Origin of the sequence: Thalassobacter sp. 16PALIMAR09, from assembly GCF_000765485.1 — a bacterium.
Lineage (GTDB): Bacteria > Pseudomonadota > Alphaproteobacteria > Rhodobacterales > Rhodobacteraceae > Thalassobacter > Thalassobacter stenotrophicus.
In genome coordinates this window covers 631,774-652,163 of the sequence record NZ_JHAK01000002.1, presented here as the reverse complement: position 1 = coordinate 652,163, position 20,390 = coordinate 631,774, and the positions used below count along the sequence as shown (strand labels likewise).

Genomic DNA, 20,390 nt, shown 5'->3' with positions numbered 1-20,390 from the left:
TTATTCTGCGGGGGTGGCTTTGGAAGCGTCAGCGTCTTTGTCACGCTTGAACATACCGGCGATTTTCTGGCCGCCTTCAACGAGGCCACCGGGGAGGAAGATCACGACGAGCATAAAGATAATGCCAAGCGTGAGGTGCCACCCTTTGCCGATGAACGGATAGACCAGTTCAACCATCAGGTTCTCAAAGCCGTCGGGCAGGAAGAAGAACCATTCGTGCAGGATGTCTTTGTTGATCTTGGACAGGATGTTTTCCATGTACTTGATCAAGCCAGCGCCCAGGACGGGACCAATCAACGTGCCCGCACCGCCAAGGATGGTCATCAGAACCACCTCACCGGAGGCTGTCCAGAACATACGCTCTGCACCCACCTGAGTGTCCATCGCCACCAACAGACCACCCGCAAGACCCGCATACATGCCGGAAATCACAAAAGCTGCCAGCGTGTAGGGTTTGGGGCTGAGGCCCGTATAGCTCAGGCGTTGCTGGTTGGATTTAACCGCGCGCAGCATCATGCCAAAGGGAGAGCGGAAGATGCGGATCGACAGGTAGAATGCCACCAGCATCACAACAGCGGCCACGTAGTAGCCTGCATTGAAGGTGAACAACCAGTTGCCGACTTCCCATTCAAAACCTGCGCCCATTTCGAGCCCGAAAAGGTTCGCACGTGGGGAGGCACCTGCCTCGAGTGCGCCATCAAGGATACGCGGGTCAGCCACTTTGGGCTGGAGGCCAGTCTCACCGCCGGTGATCGGTGTCAGCACCGAGTAGGCCAGCGAGTAGGACATTTGCGCAAACGCGAGAGTTAGGATCGAGAAGTAGATGCCCGAGCGCCGCAGAGAGATATACCCCACGATCAAGGCAAACACACCAGCCACTGCGACCGACACCACGATGGCGGGGATCACGTTCATGGTCAGCAGTTTCATCATCCAGATGCCCGCATAGGACCCCACACCCAAAAACGCGGCGTGGCCAAAGCTGAGGTAGCCGGTGAGACCAAACAGGATGTTAAAGCCAATGGCAAAGATGCCAAAGATCACAAAACGCTGCATCAAGTCAGGGTAGCCTGCGTTGAACTGCGCCATCGCTGAGCCTTCGGGGAAGGGGTTCAGCAAGAAGGGTGCGGCCATAGTCAAGACGACAACCAAGAACATCAGTTTGAAGTCTTTGGGGCCGAGGCCCAGCACCTTGGTGCTGGATTGGGTCGCGGAACTTGCAGCAGGGGCCGCAGAGGTGGCGTGCTGTTCGGTCTGGTCGGTCATTGCACCGCTCCTTCCGAGATAGAGATGAATGTGTACATTGCGTTCGTCATGGCTCTTATTCCTCCATCACGCCCTTGCGGCCCATAAGGCCCCGGGGACGGGTCAGCAGGATCACGATCGCCACAAGGAAGATGATGATCTGGTTGAGGCCCGGCAGAACGTCGAGCACTTGGGGCAGCGAAGCAAAGGCTTCGATCACACCCAGCAGGAAGCCCGCCAGAACCGCACCGGGCAGCGAGCCCATGCCGCCCACAACAACAACCACAAAGCTGAGAACCAGGAAGTCCATGCCCATGTGATAGTTGGGAGACGTGATCGGCGTGTACATCACACCCGCAAGACCAGCCACGGCGGCGGCGATGCCGAACATAATCGTAAAGCGTTTGTCGATGTTGATGCCCAAAAGGCCAACAGTTTCGCGGTCGGCCATACCGGCCCGGACAACCATCCCGAAGGTGGTGAACTGCAGGAAGGCAAACACGCAGCCGATGACGATTGCGGCAAAGACGAAATACACCAAGCGCCAGATCGGATAGATGATCTGCCCGGCTTCAAAGCCAAGAGCCGCACCCATGTCCATCGAGCTGGCAAAGGCTTGCGGGGCGGGTGTTGGGATTGGGTTCGCGCCGTAGAAGTATTTGATGACTTCTTGGAGAACGATGGCGAGGCCAAACGTCACGAGGATTTGGTCCGCGTGGGGGCGTTTGTAGAAGTGTTTGATCAACCCGCGTTCCATCACCACACCGATGATGATCATCACAGGGACCGCGAACAGGATCGACAGCGGCACCGCCCAGTCGATAATCGCATCACCCGTGGCTTGACCAAACCAATCGTAGGCGTAGGGCACGTCAACCTTGAGCGGATTGCCCAAAAAGTCGGTGCGGGTGGGGTCGACCACCTCGTGGCTGAGCGTGAGGATACGGCTCAGAGTGACGGCACAGAACGCGCCAACCATGAACAGCGCCCCGTGGGCAAAGTTCACAACGCCGAGCGTGCCGAAAATGAGTGTCAGGCCCATCGCGATCAGCGCATAGGCAGAGCCCTTGTCGAGCCCATTGAGAATTTGGAGGATAATGGCTTCCATCGGTCCCACCCTTCGCAGTTGCAGAGTGTCAGAGCCCGCGGCCCATGTCGGATGGGCCGCGGGTGATGAAGTCCAGCGCGGGGGCGAGCCCGCACTGGATTCGTCAGGCTTATGCGCCGGGGTTACACGTGCCCAGTTCGCCGCCCGCAAACTGCGGGTGATCGGGTGCGTATGTAACTTGCTCGACGGGTGTGACTTCGACGATTTCGAGAAGGTCGAACTCGGATGTTGGGTTCTCTTTACCCTTCACGACCAGCACGTCTTTGAAGCACTGGTGATCGTCGCCGCGGTACAGCGTTTTGCCGTTGCCCAGACCGTCGAACTCGAAGTCTTCCAGAGCTTCGACAACCGCACATGGGTTGAACGAGCCTGCGCGCTCCACGGCATCCGCATACAGAAGCGTTTGCACGTAGCATGTGTGCGCCGCCTGCGAGGGGGGGAAGCCGTACTTGGTGCCGAACGAGCGAACGAAGGCTTGCGAGCCTGCATCCTGCAGCGACCAGTGCCAGTTTGTAGAACCGAAGATACCCTTAACGTTGGCACCAGCACCCTTCGCCATCAGGCGCGAGTACAGAGGCACAACGATTTCGAAGTTCTTGCCGTTGACGATCCGGTCACGCAGGCCGAACTGAACGGCGTTTGTGAGCGAGTTCACCATGTTGCCGCCGTAGTGGTTCAGAACCAGAACGTCTGCGTCGGACTGGAGGATCGGCGTGATGTAGGCCGAGAAGTCAGTCGCGGTCAGGGGTGTTTTCACGGCGTTGACCGTGTTCCAGCCCATGGCTTCAGTGGACGAGCGGACGGCTTCTTCTGTGGTGTAACCCCAGTTGTAGTCCGCGGTCAGGTGATAGGCGTTCCGGTCGGAGCCGTAGCGAGCTTCGAGCACGGGGGCCAGTGCAGCACCGGACATGTAGGAGTTGAAGAAGTGACGGAAACCGTTGGCACGGCGGTCTTTACCGGTCGTGTCGTTGGAGTGGGTCAGACCCGCCATGAAGATAACGCCAGCCTCTTGGCACAGCGCCTGCACAGCCACAGCCACACCGGAGGACGAGCCGCCCGATACCATGACAGCGCCGTCTTTTTCGATCATCGAACGTGCGGATGCGCGTGCGGCGTCGGATTTGGTTTGCGTGTCGCCTGTGACGTACTCGACTTTCTTGCCGAGGATGCCGTTGCCCTTGAGAGCTTTGGAGCTGAAGGTGTCCAGCATGCCGCTGTCGGCGCCGGTGCCGTTCAGATGCTCAACAGCCAGTTCGAATGCGCGCAGTTCGTCTGCACCCTCATCCGCGTAGGGGCCGGTTTGTGGGACGTTAAAGCCCAGAGTAACCGTGCCGCCTGTAGGTTCGTTTGTGAAAGCAGACGCACCGGAGGTGAAAATGGTTGGCAGAGCCAGACCAGCGCCGCCCACGGCACCAGTTCTCAGCACGCCACGGCGTGTAAAGTTAGATTTGGACATGAAGTCCCTCCCTATTTGATATACCGGCAAAGAGGTCCTCCTCCAAGGCTCTGAGCCGCGCGCTTGGTTTACAAGGCGCTACCAGTATCGGGGTGGAATCGAAAAATAAGCAATAAGTGCCTTTGACGCATAGACTTTTTTGTAAATATATACACAATGCATGTGAAGAATGTGTAAATCGGTTTTCTTGCACCCGCAGAAAGTGTCTGAAAACACGCGATAATTGAGTGATCCTAACATGGCCAGATCTGAGCTAACCGGCACCCGCATCCGTGAACGCCGCCTTGCATTGCGCATGCGGCAGGCGGATTTGGCGCGTGCGGCGGGAATATCCGCTTCCTATCTCAACTTGATAGAACACAACAAGCGGCGGATCGCGGGAAAGCTGCTTGCGGATATCGCCACGCATTTAGACGTAGACTACACCGAACTAATGCAAGGCGCAGATCAGGCCCTGCTTGAAACCGTGACCGCCGCAGGCGCGGCAACAGGCCTAAATGAGGACGCACTGACCCAAGCCGAAGGGCTTATTCGCGGCTTTCCCAGTTGGGCGGGGTTGATTGCCAATCAGGCAGAACAGATCGCCGCGCTGGAACGGTCGGTCGATGCGTTGAACGACCGGTTGACCCACGATCCCGCATTGGCCGAAGCCATGCACGAGGTACTGTCCACAGTATCGGCCGTGCGCTCAACCGCATCGATCCTTGCCTCTACCCCCGAGATTGACCCCAACTGGCTGGGCCGGTTCCACACCAACCTTGACGAAGACAGCCGCAGGCTGGCCGATGGCGCAGAGGCTATGGTCTCTTACTTTGAGACACAGGCGCGGCGAGGGCCTGGGTTTCTTGCCCCGACAGAGGTGGCGTCAGCCTTCCTCGATTCTGCGCAGCACCATTTCCCAACACTAGAAACGGGGTCCGAGACGGACGTGGAAGCGCTGTGCGCAGAGGCGCCAGAAGATGCAAATGCCCGCACAATGGTCCGCACGGCACTTTTGCAATACCTGCATGATGCCCGCCAATTGCCGATGCAAATTCTGCGTGACGCGATCCTAGACATAGGCGTCGACCCCTTGGTTTTGGCCGAAGAGTTGAGCGTTCCGCTTGATTGCCTCATGCGGCGGCTTGCGGCCCTGCCCCCCGACGCCGCCGAGACCGCCGACATCGGCCTGCTGGTCATCGACAGTGCGGGGGCCGCGCGATATCGCCGCCCGATTTCAGGGTTTGCCCTACCGCTGGTGACAGCCGGTTGCCCATTATGGCCACTATATCAAAGCCTTGCGCGCCCGCATTACCCCGTGCAGAGCCGCCTGACCCTACCGGATGGTGCCGTATTTGACGCAACCGCAATCGCCCTGCCCGCCACGCGACCGCGCCCCGGCACGCCCGACGTGTTGCACGCAACGATGCTGATCCAACGGATGCCCGCCAAGAGCTTGCCCGTCACGCGGCCCTTGGCTGTGGGTGTCACATGCCGCGTTTGTGCGCGCACCAATTGCACCGCTCGCCGCGAGCCATCTTTGCTGACACCTGTGCCAGATCACCCCAAGGCTGACACCGCCTTTTGACACGAGATCAAAAACACGGCAAAGTTGTGCAAAAGCGAATAAAAAAATAAGCGCTTTGTGCAAGGGACGGCACCATGACCAAAACGGTTCTCCTGATCGAAGATGAGCCCAATATCATCGTCGCAATCAGCTTTATCCTGCAACGCGCTGGCTGGCGCGTGCAGACCCATTCCGATGGCGCTAACGCGATGGAGGCCGTGGCCCGCGAACGGCCCGACGTGATCGTGCTGGATGTGATGCTGCCGGGGCGCTCTGGCTTTGACATCTTGGCGGACATTCGCGCGCAAGACGCGGGGCACGACGTGCCGGTGTTGATGCTGACGGCCAAAGGCCAGACCAAGGACCGCGCCCGCGCAGAGGCCTTGGGTGTGACGCAATTCATGACCAAACCCTTTGCCAACCAAGCCGTGCTTGAAGCGGTTGAGGCGTTGGTCGGGCAAAAGGCATGACCCATGGCTGAGCTGCCGGGCCCACCGTTCAAGCCCCCTCAGCAGCCGTTGTTTTTGGGGCGCGATGTGTATCGCCGTAACCGGATCGCAGACGCGGCCCGACTGCTACCGATCCTTGGCGCGATCCTTTTGCTGTTTCCTGACCTGATTTTGTCGGACGAACGCGCGGCCCAAGGAGCGACGGCCCCATGGTTGGTCTATTTCCTTGCTGCATGGCTGTTTTTGATCGGGCTCGCGTTCCTTTTGGCGCGCAAGTTAACGGCGGAAAATATGCAAGGCGGCCCAAACGACGCGCCGCGCGACGACTAAAATGTCACTCAACAGCCTGATAGCCGTCTCACTGGCCTATGTGGCGCTTCTGTTCGTGGTGGCATTCGCGGCAGAGAGGGCGGCTGCGCGCGGCCAGTTGCGGGTGCTGCGCTCACCGCTCGTCTATACTTTGTCGCTGTCGATCTATTGCACCGCGTGGACGTTTTACGGGGCGGTCGGATCAGCGGCGCGGTCGGGGCTGGAGTTCATCACGATCTACCTTGGCCCGACGCTGGTATTCGTCGGCTGGTGGTGGCTATTGCGCAAAATCGTGCGCGTGGGCAAAAGCCAGCGCGTCACATCCATCGCTGACTTAATTTCGGCCCGGTATGGCAAATCTAACGGGCTGGCCGTGTTGGTGACGGTTCTCGCGGTGGTGGGCACAACGCCCTATATTTCGCTTCAATTGCAGTCTGTTACCCTATCCTTCACGGTGTTTGCCGACGGCGCTAACCGCGATGCGGAGGCAATCGGGCTCTACGTTGCGGTTGGCCTCGCACTGTTCACCATCATCTTTGGCACCCGCAGTCTGGACGCGAATGAACGTCATGACGGCATCGTGTCTGCCATCGCCGTAGAGGCCGTCGTTAAGCTGGCAGCACTCTTGGCGGTTGGTGGCTTTGTGGTGTGGGGCGTCGCCTCTGGCCCGCAAGATATACTAGAGCGTGTCGCGGCCTCCCCCATGGCCGATTGGACGTCATCCTCCGGGCGCTGGGTCGGGCTTACAATGCTATCGGCCGCGGCGATCATTTGCCTGCCGCGCATGTTTCAGGTCATGGTGGTCGAAGCCTCGGACGAGCGGCACCTCGCCATCGCAAGCTGGGCCTTTCCGCTCTACCTTTTGGGGATGTCGATCTTTGTGGTGCCGATCGCGGTTGTCGGCCTCGAAATCTTGCCCGAAGGCTCCAATCCCGACCTATTCGTGCTGACCATCCCACTGGCCCTGGGCGAGGATACCTTGGCGATGCTGGCCTTTCTCGGCGGGTTTTCATCGGCGACATCGATGGTGATTGTGGCCTCTGTGGCGCTTGCGACGATGCTATCGAACCACATAGTCATGCCCCTGTGGCTCGCGACCAAGGCGGAGGGCGCGACGGTTTCGGGCGATGTCCGCTACGTGGTTCTGGTGGCCCGGCGCGCGTCTATCGCAGCCGTTTTGGGCATGGGCTACATCTATTACCGCTTGAACGGCGGGAATGAGGCGCTGGCCTCCATCGGGCTGATCGCGTTTGCGGGCCTTGCCCAAGTGTTGCCCGCGCTTTTGGGGGGCTTGTTTTGGCGTGGGGCCACGCGGATTGGCGCGGCGGCTGGTATCTCTATCGGCTTCGCGATTTGGGGCTATACCATGCTGTTGCCGGTGTTTCAGGGCACGCTTTTACCGGTGGCCTTGTTCGCGGAGGGGCCGTTTGGGATTGCATGGCTGCGGCCCGAGGGGCTTTTTGGCATCAATGAGACGGACCCCCTACTTTCGACCCTAATCCTGTCGATCGGCGCCAACACCATCGCGTTTTGCGCGCTATCGCTGCTGTCATTCCCGACACCGTTGGAACGTTGGCAGGGCGCACAATTCATCAACGTGTTTGACCGCTCCACCGCGCCACGAGGTTGGAAGGGGGGAACCGCGGGCGCCGAAGAACTGTTGATCATGGCCCAGCGCATCTTGGGCACCGAACAAGCGCAAAGCCTGTTCCAAACCGAGGCCAGCGCGCAGGGAAAAAGTGGCTATCTGCCTGATCCAACGCCAGATTTCATTGAAACTTTGGAACGTGAATTGTCCGGATCGGTCGGCACCGCGACCTCCCACGCGATGGTGGGCCAGCTGACCGATGGCGCAACCGTATCCGTGGACGACCTGCTGGCCGTGGCGGATGAGGCGGCGCAAATTATGGAATACTCCGCGCGGCTCGAGACCCAATCCGAAGAGCTGACCCGCACCGCCCGCAAGCTGCGCGAAGCCAACACCAAGCTGACGGAGCTTTCGATCCAGAAGGACGCGTTTCTCAGCCAAGTTAGCCACGAGTTGCGCACCCCGATGACGTCCATTCGAGCGTTTTCTGAGATTTTGATGATCGACGATCTCGCCAGTGAGGAGCGACAGAATTATTCCGGCATCATCCGGGATGAGAGCCAGCGCTTGACCCGACTTTTGGATGATTTGCTAGATCTCAGCGTGTTGGAAAACGGTCAGGTCGTCCTGAACGAGGCGACCCTATCCCTGCATGAAGTATTGGAGCGCGCCGTAAACGCGTCTTCGTCCTTAACAAAGGGTAAATTAACGATCATTCGGGATCCAGATCGTGAGGATGTCAGCCTGCACACTGACGCGGATCGGCTGTCTCAGGTGTTCATCAATCTGATCACGAATGCCTGTAAATACTGTGATGCAGAGGCGCCCGAGCTGGCGATCAAGGTCCGCCGGACCAAAACCCGCGTGACCGTTGATTTCATTGACAATGGCGGTGGTATCCCGGCGCGATCTCGTGGCGTGATTTTTGAAAAATTTGCGCGTCTGACCGACCATGCCTCGGCGGGCAGCGCGGGCCTTGGCCTTGCGATTTGTCGGGAAGTCATGGGCCGTTTGGGCGGCAATATTGACTACCTGCCGGGCCAGCAAGGCGCCGCCTTCCGGGTCACACTGCCGCGCGCCCAAGCCAACGCGCCAAGTGTGGCCGCGCAATAGGTTTTTTCTGCGCGGCAAGAACGGAAAATTAACTTTGTTGGCAGCATAACGGGGCAAAGCTTTTTTTGCTGCGAAGGCCATTTATGTCCGAGGATATGTCACCTCTTCCTGTTTTGCGCCGCAAGGCCGGGGCCCGTCCGGGTCCGCCTCCGCCTCCGCGCGGTATGTCGCCGGAAAAGGCGCTGGTTCAGGCGTTGACCAAATCCGGTGAGGGGTTGCCGGGGCTGGAACTCACCGTGCGAGAACAGGACTCCACCCGCGTGGACCAGTCCGAACTGTTGAGCCAATTGCCCGAGGTGGCATTGTTCACGCTGGCTGATGGTCCCGGCGATAGTCGCGGATTGATCTGTTTCAGCCCCGAGTTGGTCGATGCGCTTATTGAGGTGCAAACCATGGGTCGCGTGGACAAAACCACCCGTGCGGCGCGCGAAACGACCCGTATTGACGCCGCACTGACCCGCGATTTTGTCGAAACGGTCCTAACAGATTTTGCGACCCGCGTGGCCACGGTCGCGGATGCCCGTTGGGCGCGTGGGTTTAAATACGGCACCTATGTGCCCGATCCAACACCGCTGCCGCTTATGCTAGGCGAAGGCGACTACCGCCTGCAATGCGTCACGGTTGAGCTGGGCAACGGAGCCAAACGCGCAAAGGTGTGGCTGGCATTGCCCGCGATTGCCGCCGCAGTGCAACCATCATCGCCGGCCGGGGCGGCGACCACGGGTGCCCCCCCCAGCAAAGCCCCCGCTTCCGCACCTGATCCGGTCTGGGCCGCCGACATACAGGCCGCCGTTTCCGACGCGCCCGTAGAATTGCGCGTCACACTCACCCGGTTTTCCGTCCCGCTGAGCCGCCTCCAATCCCTAAAGCCCGGCGATACGCTGCCGATTTCACGCGGCGCATTGGGCGCGCTTGAGGTTATGGGCGCGGGTCCAGGGCATTCTCTTTCTGGCAAGCTGGGCCAACAAAATGGGATGCGCGCGGTGCGCTTGTCACTAGCGGGGCCTGCAGCAGATGCTGGTCAACCTGCGGGCAGCAACGCCGTATTTGACACATCTACTCCAATAGCGGCGGCACCTGCTTTGGCGCCTCCCACCAGCGCGCCAGATATGCCCGACATTGGCGCCCCGCCTGAACTGCCCGATCTGCCCCCGCTTTCGCCTGAGGCGGGCAATATGCCACCGCTGCCTGACTTGCCGCCGCTCGACGGACCGGATGGTGGTTTGCCCGACCTGCCCCCTCTTCCCGCTTTACCGGACCTGCCCGCCATCGAATAAAGAAAGCCGCCCGTTTACACCCCCGATCCAACACGCATAGGATCGCGCAACGTCTGAGGGAGGCTCCATGACAACCAAATCGCTACGCACGGCTATGGCCGAGGGACAGATGCTTGCCGGCACGTTCCTAAAAACACCCCACCACGTGATCATTGAGGTGCTCGCCCACGCGGGCCTCGACTTTATCTGCCTTGACGCAGAACACGCCCCGTTTGACCGCAGCGGCACGGATGCCTGCATCGCCGTGGCCCGCGCGCTTGGCGTGCCAATCCTGATCCGGGTGCCATCCGCCTCTCCCTCAGACATCCTCAACGCGCTGGATTTAGGGGCCACAGGCATAGTCGTGCCCCATGTCGATAGCGTCGAAAAAGCCCGCGCAATCGCCAAAGCCGCCCGTTTTGGCCACGGTGGACGGGGATACGCAGGCTCAACCCGATGGGCCGGGTACGCCACGCGCAAAATGCCCGAATTGTTGGCTCAATCGCGGGAAGAAACCATCGTAATCGCCCAGATCGAAGAACCTGAGGGCGTCGACGCTGCCGCTGACATTGCGGCCATTGAAGGCATCGATGGCTTGTTTGTGGGGCCTGCGGACCTATCGGTCGCTTATGGCAAAACCGATACCACATCCCCAGAACTCCAAGAGGCCATGACCCAAGTCGGGGCCGCCTGTGCCGCCCATGGCAAGACCTACATGACGTGGGTCCCGACGACGGCCCAAGCCCAAGACTGGCGTCGCTTTGGGTTTTCGATGTTCTTTGTCGCATCGGAACACGCCTGGATGCTCTCGGGCGCGCGGCAAACGGCTGAGGGCATTCACACCCTCGACTAAGAAATATGCAATGTGATCGCTAACATAGCTCAAAAAAGCCGGTTTGCGCCCACTGCAACCCGGCTTTTCCATTTTCATATCTACTCGCAATCCGAGTTTAGCCCCATTTTGGGTGCATCAACGGGCGCGTCTCCTCCTCCCTTCCTCCCTCCCCGCGCCCGCTCGGAGACATCAAATGAACAGCTTTGAAATCAACCACATCGAAATCGAACGTGAAGCCCGCCGCCTGCGTGCCGAGGCTCTGCGTTCCTTCCTGAAGGCAGTTGTCGCCTTTGTACGCAGCGGAACCGTCGTATTCGGTCGCCAAACAGCGCACTAAAGCCTTTTCCAATGCCCCGCCGCTTGCTAGGCGGGGCCATGGATACACAACTCCCCACACTCCGCCTCAAACCCAAAGCTGATGCCAAGCGTATTCGTCATGGATTCCCTTGGGTTTACGGCGATGACATCGTCCTTGATCGCCGCAGCCGCAATGTGGTGCCGGGCGCCCTAGCCCTGCTAGAGGACGCCGAACGCAATCCCCTCGCGCTGGTCACCGCAAATCCGGGCACACGCATTGTTGCGCGCGTTCTGGACCTGAACCCCGAGGCGCAGATTGACGCCACATGGGTACAAGCCAAGATTGCGCAGGCCTTTGCGCTGCGCAGCCGCTTGTTCGACGCCCCTTACTATCGCCTGATCCACGCCGAAGCCGACGGCCTGCCCGGTGTTATTGTCGACCGCTTCCATGACACACTGGTCATTCAGCCCAACACCGCTTGGGCCGAGGCGAACTGCATGCTTCTGGCCAATGTCCTTGCACAGGTCACGGGTTGCACATCGGTGTTTAAGAACGCCCAAGGTCGGGCACGCGTGACCGAAGGATTGGACGACGTGAACGGCCCGTTGCTAGGCACGCCCCCCGGCAAAGTTGCCGTACCAATGAACGGCGCGACCTACATGGCCGACCTTATTGGTGGCCAAAAGACGGGTCTGTTCTACGACCAACGCCCCAACCACGCCTTTGCCGCGCGCCTTGCGCCGGGTGGCCGGGTGCTGGACGTGTTTTCCCACGTCGGCGGGTTTGGCTTGGCGGCCCTTGCAGGCGGTGCTCAATCCGCGCTTGCGGTGGACGGGTCTGCCCCCGCGCTTGCACTCGCCGAAGAGGGCGCGGACGCCATGGGCCGCGCGGATGCCTTTAGCACGCGGCGCGGTGATGCGTTTGACGTCATGACCGAACTCAGTGCTGCTGGCGAAACATTCGACCTTGTTGTCGCCGACCCGCCCGCCTTTGCCCCGTCAAAACAGGCCCTTGCAACAGGCCTGCGCGCCTATGAGCGAGTGGCGAAATTGGCCGCATCGCTCGTCGCGCCGGGTGGTTATCTGATCCTGTGTTCCTGCTCGCACGCGGCGGAGTTGTCGAAGTTTCGGGCCGCATGTGTCCGCGGCATGGGGCGGGCGGGCCGTCCCGGCGCACTGATCTACACCGGCTTTGCCGGCCCTGATCACCCAATGCATCCACAATTGGCAGAAACCGGCTATCTCAAGGCGCTCGCGTTCCATTGCCCATGAAGATCCTGCTGGACGCTTGCGTACTCTTCCCCACGGTCTTGCGCGAAATATTGCTCGCCGCGGCAGAGGAAACCCAGTTTGAGCCGCTTTGGTCCGCGCGTATCCTAGAGGAATGGGCACGCGCGGCCCGCAAAATCGGCCCAACGGGTGAGGCGCAGGCCCGCGCGGAAATCGCTCTTCTTGCGGCGCGCTTTCCAAAGGCCAGCATCCGGGTTCATACAGGCACCGAGGCACGGCTTTGGCTGCCTGACCCCAATGACATCCACGTGCTTGCCGCCGCCATCGACGGACATGCCGACACTCTTATTACGCTGAATATCAAAGACTTTCCCCGCGCAGACCTGTTTGCTGAGGGTATCTCCCGCGAAACGCCAGATGCCTTCCTATACGATCTATGGCTCGCGCAGCCGGATGGGGTGGAGCGCGCCGTGGCCCGCGTCCACGCAGAGGCATCGCGCCTTGAAGGAACGGCCCTAGACCGCCGCACCCTGCTCAAGCGCGCACGTCTACACCGCTTGGGCAAAGCTTTGGCGTGAGTTTCCCTTGCCCCCGGTGTAAAAAGGCAGCAAATCAGGGGAAATAACGCGCTGTCCTTGGGTTTTCACCCATGGATAGCTGACGTATAGAAAAGCGAATAGGCAAAAAGCGCGGCCCACCGCGAGGAGCATCCAACATGACCAAGACACATGACAGCGACGTAGCCTTTATCAAGGCCCTGGCCGAGCTTTTGCGGGAGAATGACCTGACCGAGCTTCAGGTAAAGCGCGACTATGCAGAGGACGACAGCCTCAACGTTCGTGTGAGCCGCCAGATGATGGCCGCACCTGTTGCAGCAGTCGCCGCTGCCCCCGCGGCAGCAGCCCCTACTGCCAGCGCACCGGCCGCCCCCGCAGCTGCCCCGGTTTCTGCCCCCGCAGATCCAGCCCAAGACCCCGGCGCCGTCACATCGCCCATCGTTGGCACGGCGTATCTGTCGCCCGAACCCGGCGCATCTGCCTTTATTTCCGTCGGCGACACCGTGTCCGAGGGCCAAACGCTTTTGATCGTTGAGGCGATGAAAACAATGAACCAGATCCCCTCGCCCAAAGCGGGCAAGGTGAAACGCATCCTGATCGAGGACGGCGCGGCCGTTGAGTTTGGCGCACCGCTCGTGATCCTCGAATAAGGGACATCCGGCATGTTCAAGAAAATCCTGATCGCCAACCGCGGCGAAATCGCCCTGCGCGTCATCCGTGCGGCCCGTGAAATGGGCGTGGCGACTGTTGCGGTCCACTCCACGGCGGACGCTGATGCGATGCACGTGCGCATGGCCGACGAATCCATTTGTATCGGACCCGCCTCTAGCACAGACAGCTACCTGTCCGTGCCCGCGATCATTTCGGCCTGTGAAATCACCGGCGCAGAGGCGATCCATCCCGGCTATGGCTTTATGAGCGAGAACGCGAGCTTTGTTCAGGCGCTTGAGGACCATGGCATCGCGTTCATCGGCCCCACGGCCGAGCACATTCGCATCATGGGCGACAAGATCACGGCCAAGGACACGATGAAGGCGCTAGGCGTGCCTTGCGTGCCTGGCTCGGATGGTGGCGTGCCTGACTTTGAGACGGCGCAAGCCCTGTGCGATGAGATGGGTTTCCCCGTCATCATCAAGGCAACCGCCGGTGGCGGCGGCCGTGGCATGAAGCTGGCCAAAACGGCCGAAGAGCTTGAGACCGCTTTCCGCACCGCCCGCGCTGAGGGCAAGGCCGCTTTTGGCAACGATGAGGTGTACATCGAGAAATATCTCGGCACGCCACGTCACATCGAAGTGCAGGTTTTTGGCGACGGCAAAGGCCGCGCGGTACATTTGGGTGAGCGGGATTGTTCGCTTCAGCGGCGCCACCAAAAGGTGTTCGAGGAAGCCCCCGGTCCCTCTATCACGCCCGAGCAGCGCGCCGAAATTGGCCGCACCTGCGCCGAGGCTGTGGCCCGCATCAACTACGCGGGTGCAGGCACGATCGAGTTCCTGTACGAAAACGGTGAGTTCTTCTTCATCGAGATGAACACGCGTTTGCAGGTGGAACACCCTGTGACCGAGGCCATTTTTGGTGTCGATCTGGTGCGCGAACAGATCCGTGTGGCCGCAGGCTACGACATGTCGTTCCAGCAAGAAGACCTTCAGATCAATGGGCACTCCATTGAAGTGCGTCTCAACGCGGAAAAGCTGCCAAACTTCACCCCCTGCCCTGGCACGATCACCCAGTATCATGCGCCGGGTGGTTTGGGTGTACGGATGGACTCCGCGCTGTATGACGGCTACAGAATTCCACCCTATTACGACAGCCTCATTGGCAAGCTGATCGTCCACGGACGTGATCGCCCGGAAGCATTGGCGCGTCTGCATCGTGCTTTGGGTGAGCTGATCATCGACGGGATCGACACCACAGTGCCCCTGTTCCATGCCCTGCTGGAAGAGAAAGATATCCACACCGGTGACTACACGATCCACTGGCTGGAGAAGTGGCTTGAAACCAACCTCGGCGGCTAGCCGGGGTTACTCTGCCGCCTGCTTGGCCAGCGCGCCAAGGGCGGCATCAACCTCTGCGGTCAACGCCTTGATTTCCTCAGTGGCAGGCGCATTCCGAGAGACCTCGGCCACGCCCAACCCTTTGCCCAAGCTTTCAGCATAGACCACTCGATTGGCCAACACTGTAGCTGCTGGGACGACGTCTAGTGCACCCAATTGTTCCAACATTTTCGCGGCCAAGCGTGTGCCCGACTTGGCCCGGTTCAGCACCGCCATCACGACTTTGCCCTCCCGCGCGGCTAGCTCCAGCACACCTTCGGTGGCCCACATATCGACCTCACTTGCCGCAATAGGCACCACGACCAGCGAAGATGAACGCAACGCAGGCCGCATATCGCTGTCAATCTTGGGTGGCGTGTCGATGATGATGACGTCGTGGGTTTTGCGGTACTTGTCGACTTCATAGGCAACGCCCCACGCGCTGGCCGTAGAGAAGTCAACGCCGGGTTCACCGCCCGTTTGTTCAAGCCGGGTCATAAACCACCGTCCAAGCGAGCCCTGAGCATCGCTATCGATCACCGCCACTTTGCGCCCCATTTGTGCGAAAGAGACGGCCAGATTGACGGACAAAGTGGTTTTGCCCGAACCGCCCTTTTGCTGTGCGACTGTGATGACCTGACCCGGCATGTCGATTCCCCATAACCCAAAATGCTGCGTTGCGGCATGGTGGAGGTGGGGACACGCCCTGTCAATGGCGGCGGTGACGCAGGGGGAACCCCGCGCCACCTATTTGCTACTCTGCGGCTTCGAGATAAGCCTCTAGCGGTGGGCAGGTGCAGATCAGATTTCTGTCGCCTGCCACGTTGTCCACCCGGTTCACAGGAGGCCAATACTTATCGACGCGGAAGGCACCGGGTGGGAAACACGCCGCCTCACGCGTGTAGGGCCGATCCCAATCGCGCACGAGGTCTTCCATCGTGTGCGGCGCGTTTTTAAGCGGATTATTATCGGCATCCATCGTGCCGCCCTCAACCTGAGCGATCTCATCTCGGATGGCGCGCAACGCGGTGATAAAGCGGTCCAACTCGGCCTTCGTCTCGGACTCAGTTGGCTCAACCATCAATGTCCCAGCCACGGGCCAAGACATGGTTGGCGCGTGAAACCCGTGATCTATCAAACGCTTAGCGATATCATCTACGGTGATGTGGGCGCTGTCTGCAAAGGGTCGGGTATCTAGAATGCACTCATGCGCGATCCGCCCATTGCGTCCCGTAAACAGCACATCAAAGCTGCCTTTTAGCTGAGCCGCGATATAATTGGCCGACAAGATCGCGACTTTCGTCGCTTGGGTCAGCCCCTCTCCGCCCATCATCAAACAATAGGCATGGCTGATCGGCAGGATCGAAGCCGAGCCAAAGGGAGCAGCACTAACCGGGCCGCCGTCGTCCGCGTCCATGCCAGTTTCTGGGTGACCGGGCAGATAGGGTGCCAAGTGCGCCTTTACGCCGATTGGGCCCATGCCCGGGCCGCCGCCACCGTGCGGGATGCAGAACGTTTTGTGCAAATTCAGGTGGCTCACATCCGCGCCCAGCTCGCCGGGCTTGGACAGGCCAACCATCGCGTTCAGATTGGCCCCATCAAGGTAGACCTGCCCGCCATGGGCATGCGTGATCTCACACACCTCGCGCACGGTCGTTTCAAACACCCCGTGGGTTGAGGGGTATGTGATCATACACGCTGCAAGTTTATCGCCTGCCGCCTCAGCCTTGGCGCGAAAATCATCAAGATCGACATCACCGTTGTCAGCGGATTTCACCACGACAACCCGCATTCCCGCCATGTTCGCAGAGGCAGGGTTTGTGCCATGCGCCGAGGTCGGGATGAGGCAAATATCACGATCATCGCCCCTTGCGCGGTGGTAGGCCGCAATGGTCAACAGGCCCGCATATTCGCCCTGCGCCCCGGAATTGGGCTGCATCGACATCGCGTCATATCCGGTGATCACGCACAGACGCTCAGCCAGATCATCGATCATCTCCTTGTAACCCTCGGCCTGATCGGCGGGGGCAAAGGGGTGGATGTTTGCAAATTCGGGCCATGTGACCGGCATCATTTCCACGGCTGCGTTCAGCTTCATCGTGCAAGACCCCAGCGGGATCATTGCTCGATCCAGCGCCAAATCCCGATCCGCAAGGCGACGCATGTAGCGCATCATTTCCGCCTCTGCCCGGTTCATATGGAACGTTGGATGGGTCAGGTACTCGCTTTGCCGTTGCAGATCCGCGGGGATGTCCAGCACGTCCAAGCGGACCTCAGTGTCGATCCCAAAGGCGCGGGCCACGCGGTTCAAAATAGCCGTATCAGTCATTTCATCACAGGAAATCCCGATGGCCGTGTCACCCACTTTCCGAAGGTTAATGCCCTCGGCCACGGCGGACCGCAGGATCACACCCTGCATCGCGCCGACCTCAACGGTGAGGGTGTCGAAGACATGTTCAGGCGCCACGTTGAACCCTGCGTCTTGCAGGACCGACTTGAGCGCGCTGGCAGAGCGATGAACGTTTTGCGCGATGTGGCGCAGGCCCTTTGGGCCGTGGAACACGGCGAAAAAACTCGCCATGACGGCCAGCAAAGCCTGCGCGGTGCACACGTTTGACGTCGCCTTTTCGCGGCGAATGTGTTGTTCGCGGGTCTGCAGCGACAGGCGAAACGCCTTGTGGCCATGGCTGTCGACCGACACACCGACAATCCGGCCCGGCATATTGCGTTTGAACGCATCGGCACAGGCGAAAAAGCCCGCGTGCGGCCCGCCATAGCCAAGCGGCACGCCAAAACGCTGCGCGCTGCCAACGGCGATATCAGCACCCATCGCGCCCGGCTCTTTGAGCAGGCACAGCGCCAAAAGATCAGTGACCACAATCCCGATGGCCTTTTGCGCCCGTAACGCGGCCATTTCGGGAGTGAAGTCGCGCAGATGGCCGTGGGTGCCGGGATATTGGAAAATCGCACCAAACACCGCAGCAGGGTCCAGTGTATCGGCAGGGCCCACGATGACTTCGATGCCCAAAGGCTCGGCCCGGGTTTGCATCACGGCGATGTTCTGAGGGTGGCAGTTTTCATCCACAAAGAACGCCGTCGCCTTTGATTTGGACACCCGCTGCGCCATCACCATCGCCTCAGCGCAGGCTGTCGCCTCATCCAAAAGCGAGGCATTGGCAACCGGCAACCCCGTGAGGTCAGCCACCATGGTTTGGAAATTCAAAAGCGCCTCAAGCCGCCCCTGCGCGATCTCGGGCTGGTAGGGGGTGTAGGCCGTGTACCACGCAGGGTTTTCAAGGATATTGCGCTGGATCGCTGGGGGCGTGACCGTGCCATAGTAGCCCTGCCCGATCATAGAGGTCAGCACGGTATTTTTATCCGCAAGCCGCCGCATCTCGGCCAGAACCGCATGCTCGGTCATTTGTGGCCAAGGCAGCAGTTCGGCCTGACGGATAGCAGGTGGAAGCGTCTGGTCGATCAGATCATCAAGGCTGTCGACCCCAACGGCCTTGAGCATTTCGGCCATTTCCTCGGGCGAGGGACCGATATGGCGGCGGTTGGCGAAGTCATAGGTATCGTACTCGGTGATCTGCATGGGACGCTCCATCTGCATGGGGGAAGGCGAGTGTTCTTAACCGATAAAGGCCTGATAAGCGGCCTCATCCATCATCTCATCCATTTCGGCGGCGGCGGGAGAGGTCATCTTGAAGAACCACGACCCCACGGCGTCGTCGTTTACGGCGGCCGGGTTGTCGACCAGCGCCTCGTTGACCTCAACGATCTCGCCATCAAGGGGGGCCAGAATGTCGGAGGCGGCCTTGACGCTTTCGATCACGACGATCTCATCGCCTTTTGCAACCGTGGTGCCGACCTCGGGCAGTTCAACAAACACAACGTCGCCCAGCTGGGTGGCTGCGTGCTCCGTGATGCCAACGGTGATGACGTCACCATCGGCGTCTAGCCATTCGTGCTCTTCGGTGAATTTCATGGGGGTTCTCCTAGTCTTAGCGCTTGTAGCGGGGTGTATGAAAGGGAAGCGTGGCAAGGGTCACGGGCAAACGTTTGCCCCGGACTTCGCCGTAAATCGTGGTGCCTGGGGCCAGTTCTGCGGGGACAATACCCATCGCAATCGGCGCGCCGACCGAAGGGCCAAAGCCGCCCGACGTGATCCGGCCAATGGGGGCTGTCGCATCAACCGAATGATAGAGCTCCACACCGGCACGCATGGGGGCGCGGCCCTCTGGACGCAAGCCCATGCGAATGCTTGCAGGCCCGTCCATCAGTTCCTGAAGGAGTGGCTCGGCCCCCGGAAAGCCGCCCGCGCGCGGCCCGCCCGCACGTCGCGCCTTGGCGATGGACCAGCCGAGACCCGCGACCACGGGGGAAATTTCAGGGGTCAGGTCTTGACCATAAAGCGGCATCCCTGCCTCCAGCCGGAGGCTGTCGCGCGCCCCAAGACCGATTGGCGCCACAGCCGGGTGAGCCAGTAACGCACGGGCCAATTCTTCGGCTCGATCCTCGGGGACCGAGATCTCAAAGCCGTCCTCACCAGTGTAGCCGGAGCGTGAAATCCACAGCTCAGCCCCCATCCAGTCAAAAATCTGGCTGTCCATAAACCGCATCTGCGCGACTGCGGGCAGCAAGTCGGCCAAGACCGCCTCAGCCTTTGGCCCCTGCAACGCCAGCAGCGCGCGATCGTCCAAAAGCGTGACCTCACACCCAGGCAGGCCAGCTTTGAGAATTTCCATATCCTGATATTTGCACGCACCGTTAACCACCAAATAGAAGTGTTCACTGCGATTTGCGAACATCAGGTCGTCTGCAACGCCCCCATCGGGCTGCATCAACACACCATACCGTTGCCGCCCCGCCCCAAGGCCCGCGACATCCGCAGGGATCAAGCGTTCCAGCGCGCTGGCAACCTCCGCGCCGCGTACAATCACTTGCCCCATGTGGCTAACGTCGAACAAACCGGCCTCGGACCGGCAATGCAAATGCTCAGCCATGACCCCCATCGGGTATTGGACCGGCATAGAGCACCCAGCAAAAGGCACCATCTTGCCGCCCAATTCGGCGTGCAACGCTTCTAGCGGCAATGGGTTCAGTTCAGACATAGGCGCCCCTTCACAGTTATCGCCACGATGCCGTGGCGGGTCCTGCCCCCTCTGTCCTATGCGCCTGAGATCGTTATCCCTTCGGCGGGCAATTGAATGCCTCTCTCCAGAGTTTTATCGTCACACGGTCCTTGGGCCTGAGAGTTTACCGGGGCGGTTGCTCCTTCGGCACTGCGGGTGCAGATTCTCCCGTGCGATGCGCCGTGGATAGGCGATCCGTGAAATCCAATCAAGAGCGGTGCACAGCGCGCTACATG

18 protein-coding genes and 1 riboswitch are annotated in these 20,390 nt (G+C 60.2%); of the genes, 11 read left to right on the top strand and 7 right to left on the bottom strand.

All coding sequences use genetic code 11. The features are described 5' to 3' along the window. From PM04_RS07050 to PM04_RS07040, 3 genes are all read right to left on the bottom strand, one after another. On the bottom strand, window positions 1–1,191 hold the full coding sequence (locus PM04_RS07050; RefSeq protein WP_038005242.1) for a branched-chain amino acid ABC transporter permease: 1,191 nt from the start codon (window positions 1,189–1,191) through the stop codon (window positions 1–3). 130 nt (window positions 1,192–1,321) lie between these two features. Beyond that, window positions 1,322–2,353, bottom strand: a complete 1,032-nt coding sequence (locus PM04_RS07045; RefSeq protein ID WP_038004939.1) for a branched-chain amino acid ABC transporter permease — start codon at window positions 2,351–2,353, stop codon at window positions 1,322–1,324. Window positions 2,354–2,462: 109 nt separating this feature from the next. Further along, on the bottom strand, window positions 2,463–3,809 hold the full coding sequence (locus tag PM04_RS07040; RefSeq protein ID WP_038004937.1) for a substrate-binding protein: 1,347 nt from the start codon (window positions 3,807–3,809) through the stop codon (window positions 2,463–2,465). A 238-nt stretch (window positions 3,810–4,047) separates the two neighbouring features. On the opposite strand from PM04_RS07040, the gene PM04_RS07035 reads away from it, so the two are divergent. The 11 genes from PM04_RS07035 (at window position 4,048) to accC (ending at window position 15,001) form a co-directional block, all read left to right on the top strand. Beyond that, window positions 4,048–5,376 carry a helix-turn-helix domain-containing protein gene (locus tag PM04_RS07035; protein WP_052068237.1) on the top strand — a complete coding sequence of 443 codons (1,329 nt, stop codon included), beginning with the start codon at window positions 4,048–4,050 and terminating at the stop codon, window positions 5,374–5,376. Between the two features lie 74 nt (window positions 5,377–5,450). After that, window positions 5,451–5,825: a response regulator transcription factor gene (locus tag PM04_RS07030; RefSeq protein ID WP_038004935.1), complete on the top strand. Its 375-nt coding sequence runs from the start codon at window positions 5,451–5,453 to the stop codon at window positions 5,823–5,825. A gap of 3 nt (window positions 5,826–5,828) precedes the next feature. Beyond that, complete coding sequence (locus PM04_RS07025) at window positions 5,829–6,134, top strand: hypothetical protein (protein ID WP_052068236.1); 306 nt, start codon at window positions 5,829–5,831, stop codon at window positions 6,132–6,134. 1 nt (window position 6,135) lies between these two features. Then, the gene (locus PM04_RS07020; RefSeq protein ID WP_038004933.1) at window positions 6,136–8,814 is read left to right on the top strand and encodes an ATP-binding protein; all 2,679 of its coding nucleotides are present in this window, start codon (window positions 6,136–6,138) and stop codon (window positions 8,812–8,814) included. Window positions 8,815–8,897: 83 nt separating this feature from the next. Next, the gene (locus tag PM04_RS07015) at window positions 8,898–10,091 is read left to right on the top strand and encodes a FliM/FliN family flagellar motor switch protein (protein WP_038009408.1); all 1,194 of its coding nucleotides are present in this window, start codon (window positions 8,898–8,900) and stop codon (window positions 10,089–10,091) included. Window positions 10,092–10,158: 67 nt separating this feature from the next. Further along, a complete protein-coding gene (locus PM04_RS07010) occupies window positions 10,159–10,923 on the top strand; it encodes an HpcH/HpaI aldolase/citrate lyase family protein (protein WP_038004928.1) in 765 nt (254 codons plus the stop codon). A gap of 175 nt (window positions 10,924–11,098) precedes the next feature. Next, window positions 11,099–11,242: an RSP_7527 family protein gene (locus tag PM04_RS17980; protein WP_161785687.1), complete on the top strand. Its 144-nt coding sequence runs from the start codon at window positions 11,099–11,101 to the stop codon at window positions 11,240–11,242. 38 nt (window positions 11,243–11,280) lie between these two features. Next, window positions 11,281–12,474: an RSP_2647 family RNA methyltransferase gene (locus PM04_RS07005; RefSeq protein WP_038004926.1), complete on the top strand. Its 1,194-nt coding sequence runs from the start codon at window positions 11,281–11,283 to the stop codon at window positions 12,472–12,474. Further along, the gene (locus PM04_RS07000) at window positions 12,471–13,010 is read left to right on the top strand and encodes an RSP_2648 family PIN domain-containing protein (protein ID WP_038004924.1); all 540 of its coding nucleotides are present in this window, start codon (window positions 12,471–12,473) and stop codon (window positions 13,008–13,010) included. The genes PM04_RS07005 and PM04_RS07000 overlap by 4 nt, the downstream gene beginning before the upstream one ends. Window positions 13,011–13,147: 137 nt before the next feature. After that, entirely contained in the window at window positions 13,148–13,639 is a 492-nt protein-coding gene (gene accB, locus PM04_RS06995) for an acetyl-CoA carboxylase biotin carboxyl carrier protein (protein WP_038004922.1), read from the top strand. A 12-nt stretch (window positions 13,640–13,651) separates the two neighbouring features. Further along, window positions 13,652–15,001 (top strand): acetyl-CoA carboxylase biotin carboxylase subunit, encoded by a 1,350-nt coding sequence (gene accC / locus PM04_RS06990; protein ID WP_038004919.1) that lies wholly within the window; start codon window positions 13,652–13,654, stop codon window positions 14,999–15,001. A 6-nt stretch (window positions 15,002–15,007) separates the two neighbouring features. Here the strand turns inward: accC and parA are convergent, their stop codons facing one another. From parA to gcvT, 4 genes are all read right to left on the bottom strand, one after another. Further along, a complete protein-coding gene (parA, locus tag PM04_RS06985) occupies window positions 15,008–15,667 on the bottom strand; it encodes a ParA family partition ATPase (RefSeq protein WP_038004917.1) in 660 nt (219 codons plus the stop codon). Between the two features lie 106 nt (window positions 15,668–15,773). After that, window positions 15,774–18,614 (bottom strand): aminomethyl-transferring glycine dehydrogenase, encoded by a 2,841-nt coding sequence (gene gcvP / locus PM04_RS06980; RefSeq protein ID WP_038004916.1) that lies wholly within the window; start codon window positions 18,612–18,614, stop codon window positions 15,774–15,776. Window positions 18,615–18,650: 36 nt separating this feature from the next. Then, the gene (gene gcvH, locus PM04_RS06975; protein ID WP_038004914.1) at window positions 18,651–19,007 is read right to left on the bottom strand and encodes a glycine cleavage system protein GcvH; all 357 of its coding nucleotides are present in this window, start codon (window positions 19,005–19,007) and stop codon (window positions 18,651–18,653) included. A gap of 16 nt (window positions 19,008–19,023) precedes the next feature. Beyond that, complete coding sequence (gcvT, locus tag PM04_RS06970) at window positions 19,024–20,133, bottom strand: glycine cleavage system aminomethyltransferase GcvT (RefSeq protein ID WP_038004911.1); 1,110 nt, start codon at window positions 20,131–20,133, stop codon at window positions 19,024–19,026. 115 nt (window positions 20,134–20,248) lie between these two features. Continuing rightward, a riboswitch (glycine riboswitch) is annotated at window positions 20,249–20,335 on the bottom strand. Window positions 20,336–20,390: the final 55 nt, after the last annotated feature.

Excerpts from the sequence above, each read along its gene's own strand:
- PM04_RS07015 (WP_038009408.1), top strand. The coding sequence starts at position 8,898 with ATGTCCGAGGATATGTCACCTCTTCCTGTTTTGCGCCGCAAGGCCGGG.
- PM04_RS07005 (WP_038004926.1), top strand. The coding sequence starts at position 11,281 with ATGGATACACAACTCCCCACACTCCGCCTCAAACCCAAAGCTGATGCC.
- gcvT (WP_038004911.1), bottom strand. The coding sequence starts at position 20,133 with ATGTCTGAACTGAACCCATTGCCGCTAGAAGCGTTGCACGCCGAATTG.
- PM04_RS07045 (WP_038004939.1), bottom strand. The coding sequence starts at position 2,353 with ATGGAAGCCATTATCCTCCAAATTCTCAATGGGCTCGACAAGGGCTCT.
- PM04_RS07040 (WP_038004937.1), bottom strand. The coding sequence starts at position 3,809 with ATGTCCAAATCTAACTTTACACGCCGTGGCGTGCTGAGAACTGGTGCC.
- PM04_RS07030 (WP_038004935.1), top strand. The coding sequence starts at position 5,451 with ATGACCAAAACGGTTCTCCTGATCGAAGATGAGCCCAATATCATCGTC.
- accB (WP_038004922.1), top strand. The coding sequence starts at position 13,148 with ATGACCAAGACACATGACAGCGACGTAGCCTTTATCAAGGCCCTGGCC.
- PM04_RS17980 (WP_161785687.1), top strand. The coding sequence starts at position 11,099 with ATGAACAGCTTTGAAATCAACCACATCGAAATCGAACGTGAAGCCCGC.
- gcvH (WP_038004914.1), bottom strand. The coding sequence starts at position 19,007 with ATGAAATTCACCGAAGAGCACGAATGGCTAGACGCCGATGGTGACGTC.
- PM04_RS07025 (WP_052068236.1), top strand. The coding sequence starts at position 5,829 with ATGGCTGAGCTGCCGGGCCCACCGTTCAAGCCCCCTCAGCAGCCGTTG.
- PM04_RS07035 (WP_052068237.1), top strand. The coding sequence starts at position 4,048 with ATGGCCAGATCTGAGCTAACCGGCACCCGCATCCGTGAACGCCGCCTT.
- parA (WP_038004917.1), bottom strand. The coding sequence starts at position 15,667 with ATGCCGGGTCAGGTCATCACAGTCGCACAGCAAAAGGGCGGTTCGGGC.
- PM04_RS07020 (WP_038004933.1), top strand. The coding sequence starts at position 6,136 with ATGTCACTCAACAGCCTGATAGCCGTCTCACTGGCCTATGTGGCGCTT.
- PM04_RS07010 (WP_038004928.1), top strand. The coding sequence starts at position 10,159 with ATGACAACCAAATCGCTACGCACGGCTATGGCCGAGGGACAGATGCTT.
- PM04_RS07000 (WP_038004924.1), top strand. The coding sequence starts at position 12,471 with ATGAAGATCCTGCTGGACGCTTGCGTACTCTTCCCCACGGTCTTGCGC.
- accC (WP_038004919.1), top strand. The coding sequence starts at position 13,652 with ATGTTCAAGAAAATCCTGATCGCCAACCGCGGCGAAATCGCCCTGCGC.
- gcvP (WP_038004916.1), bottom strand. The coding sequence starts at position 18,614 with ATGCAGATCACCGAGTACGATACCTATGACTTCGCCAACCGCCGCCAT.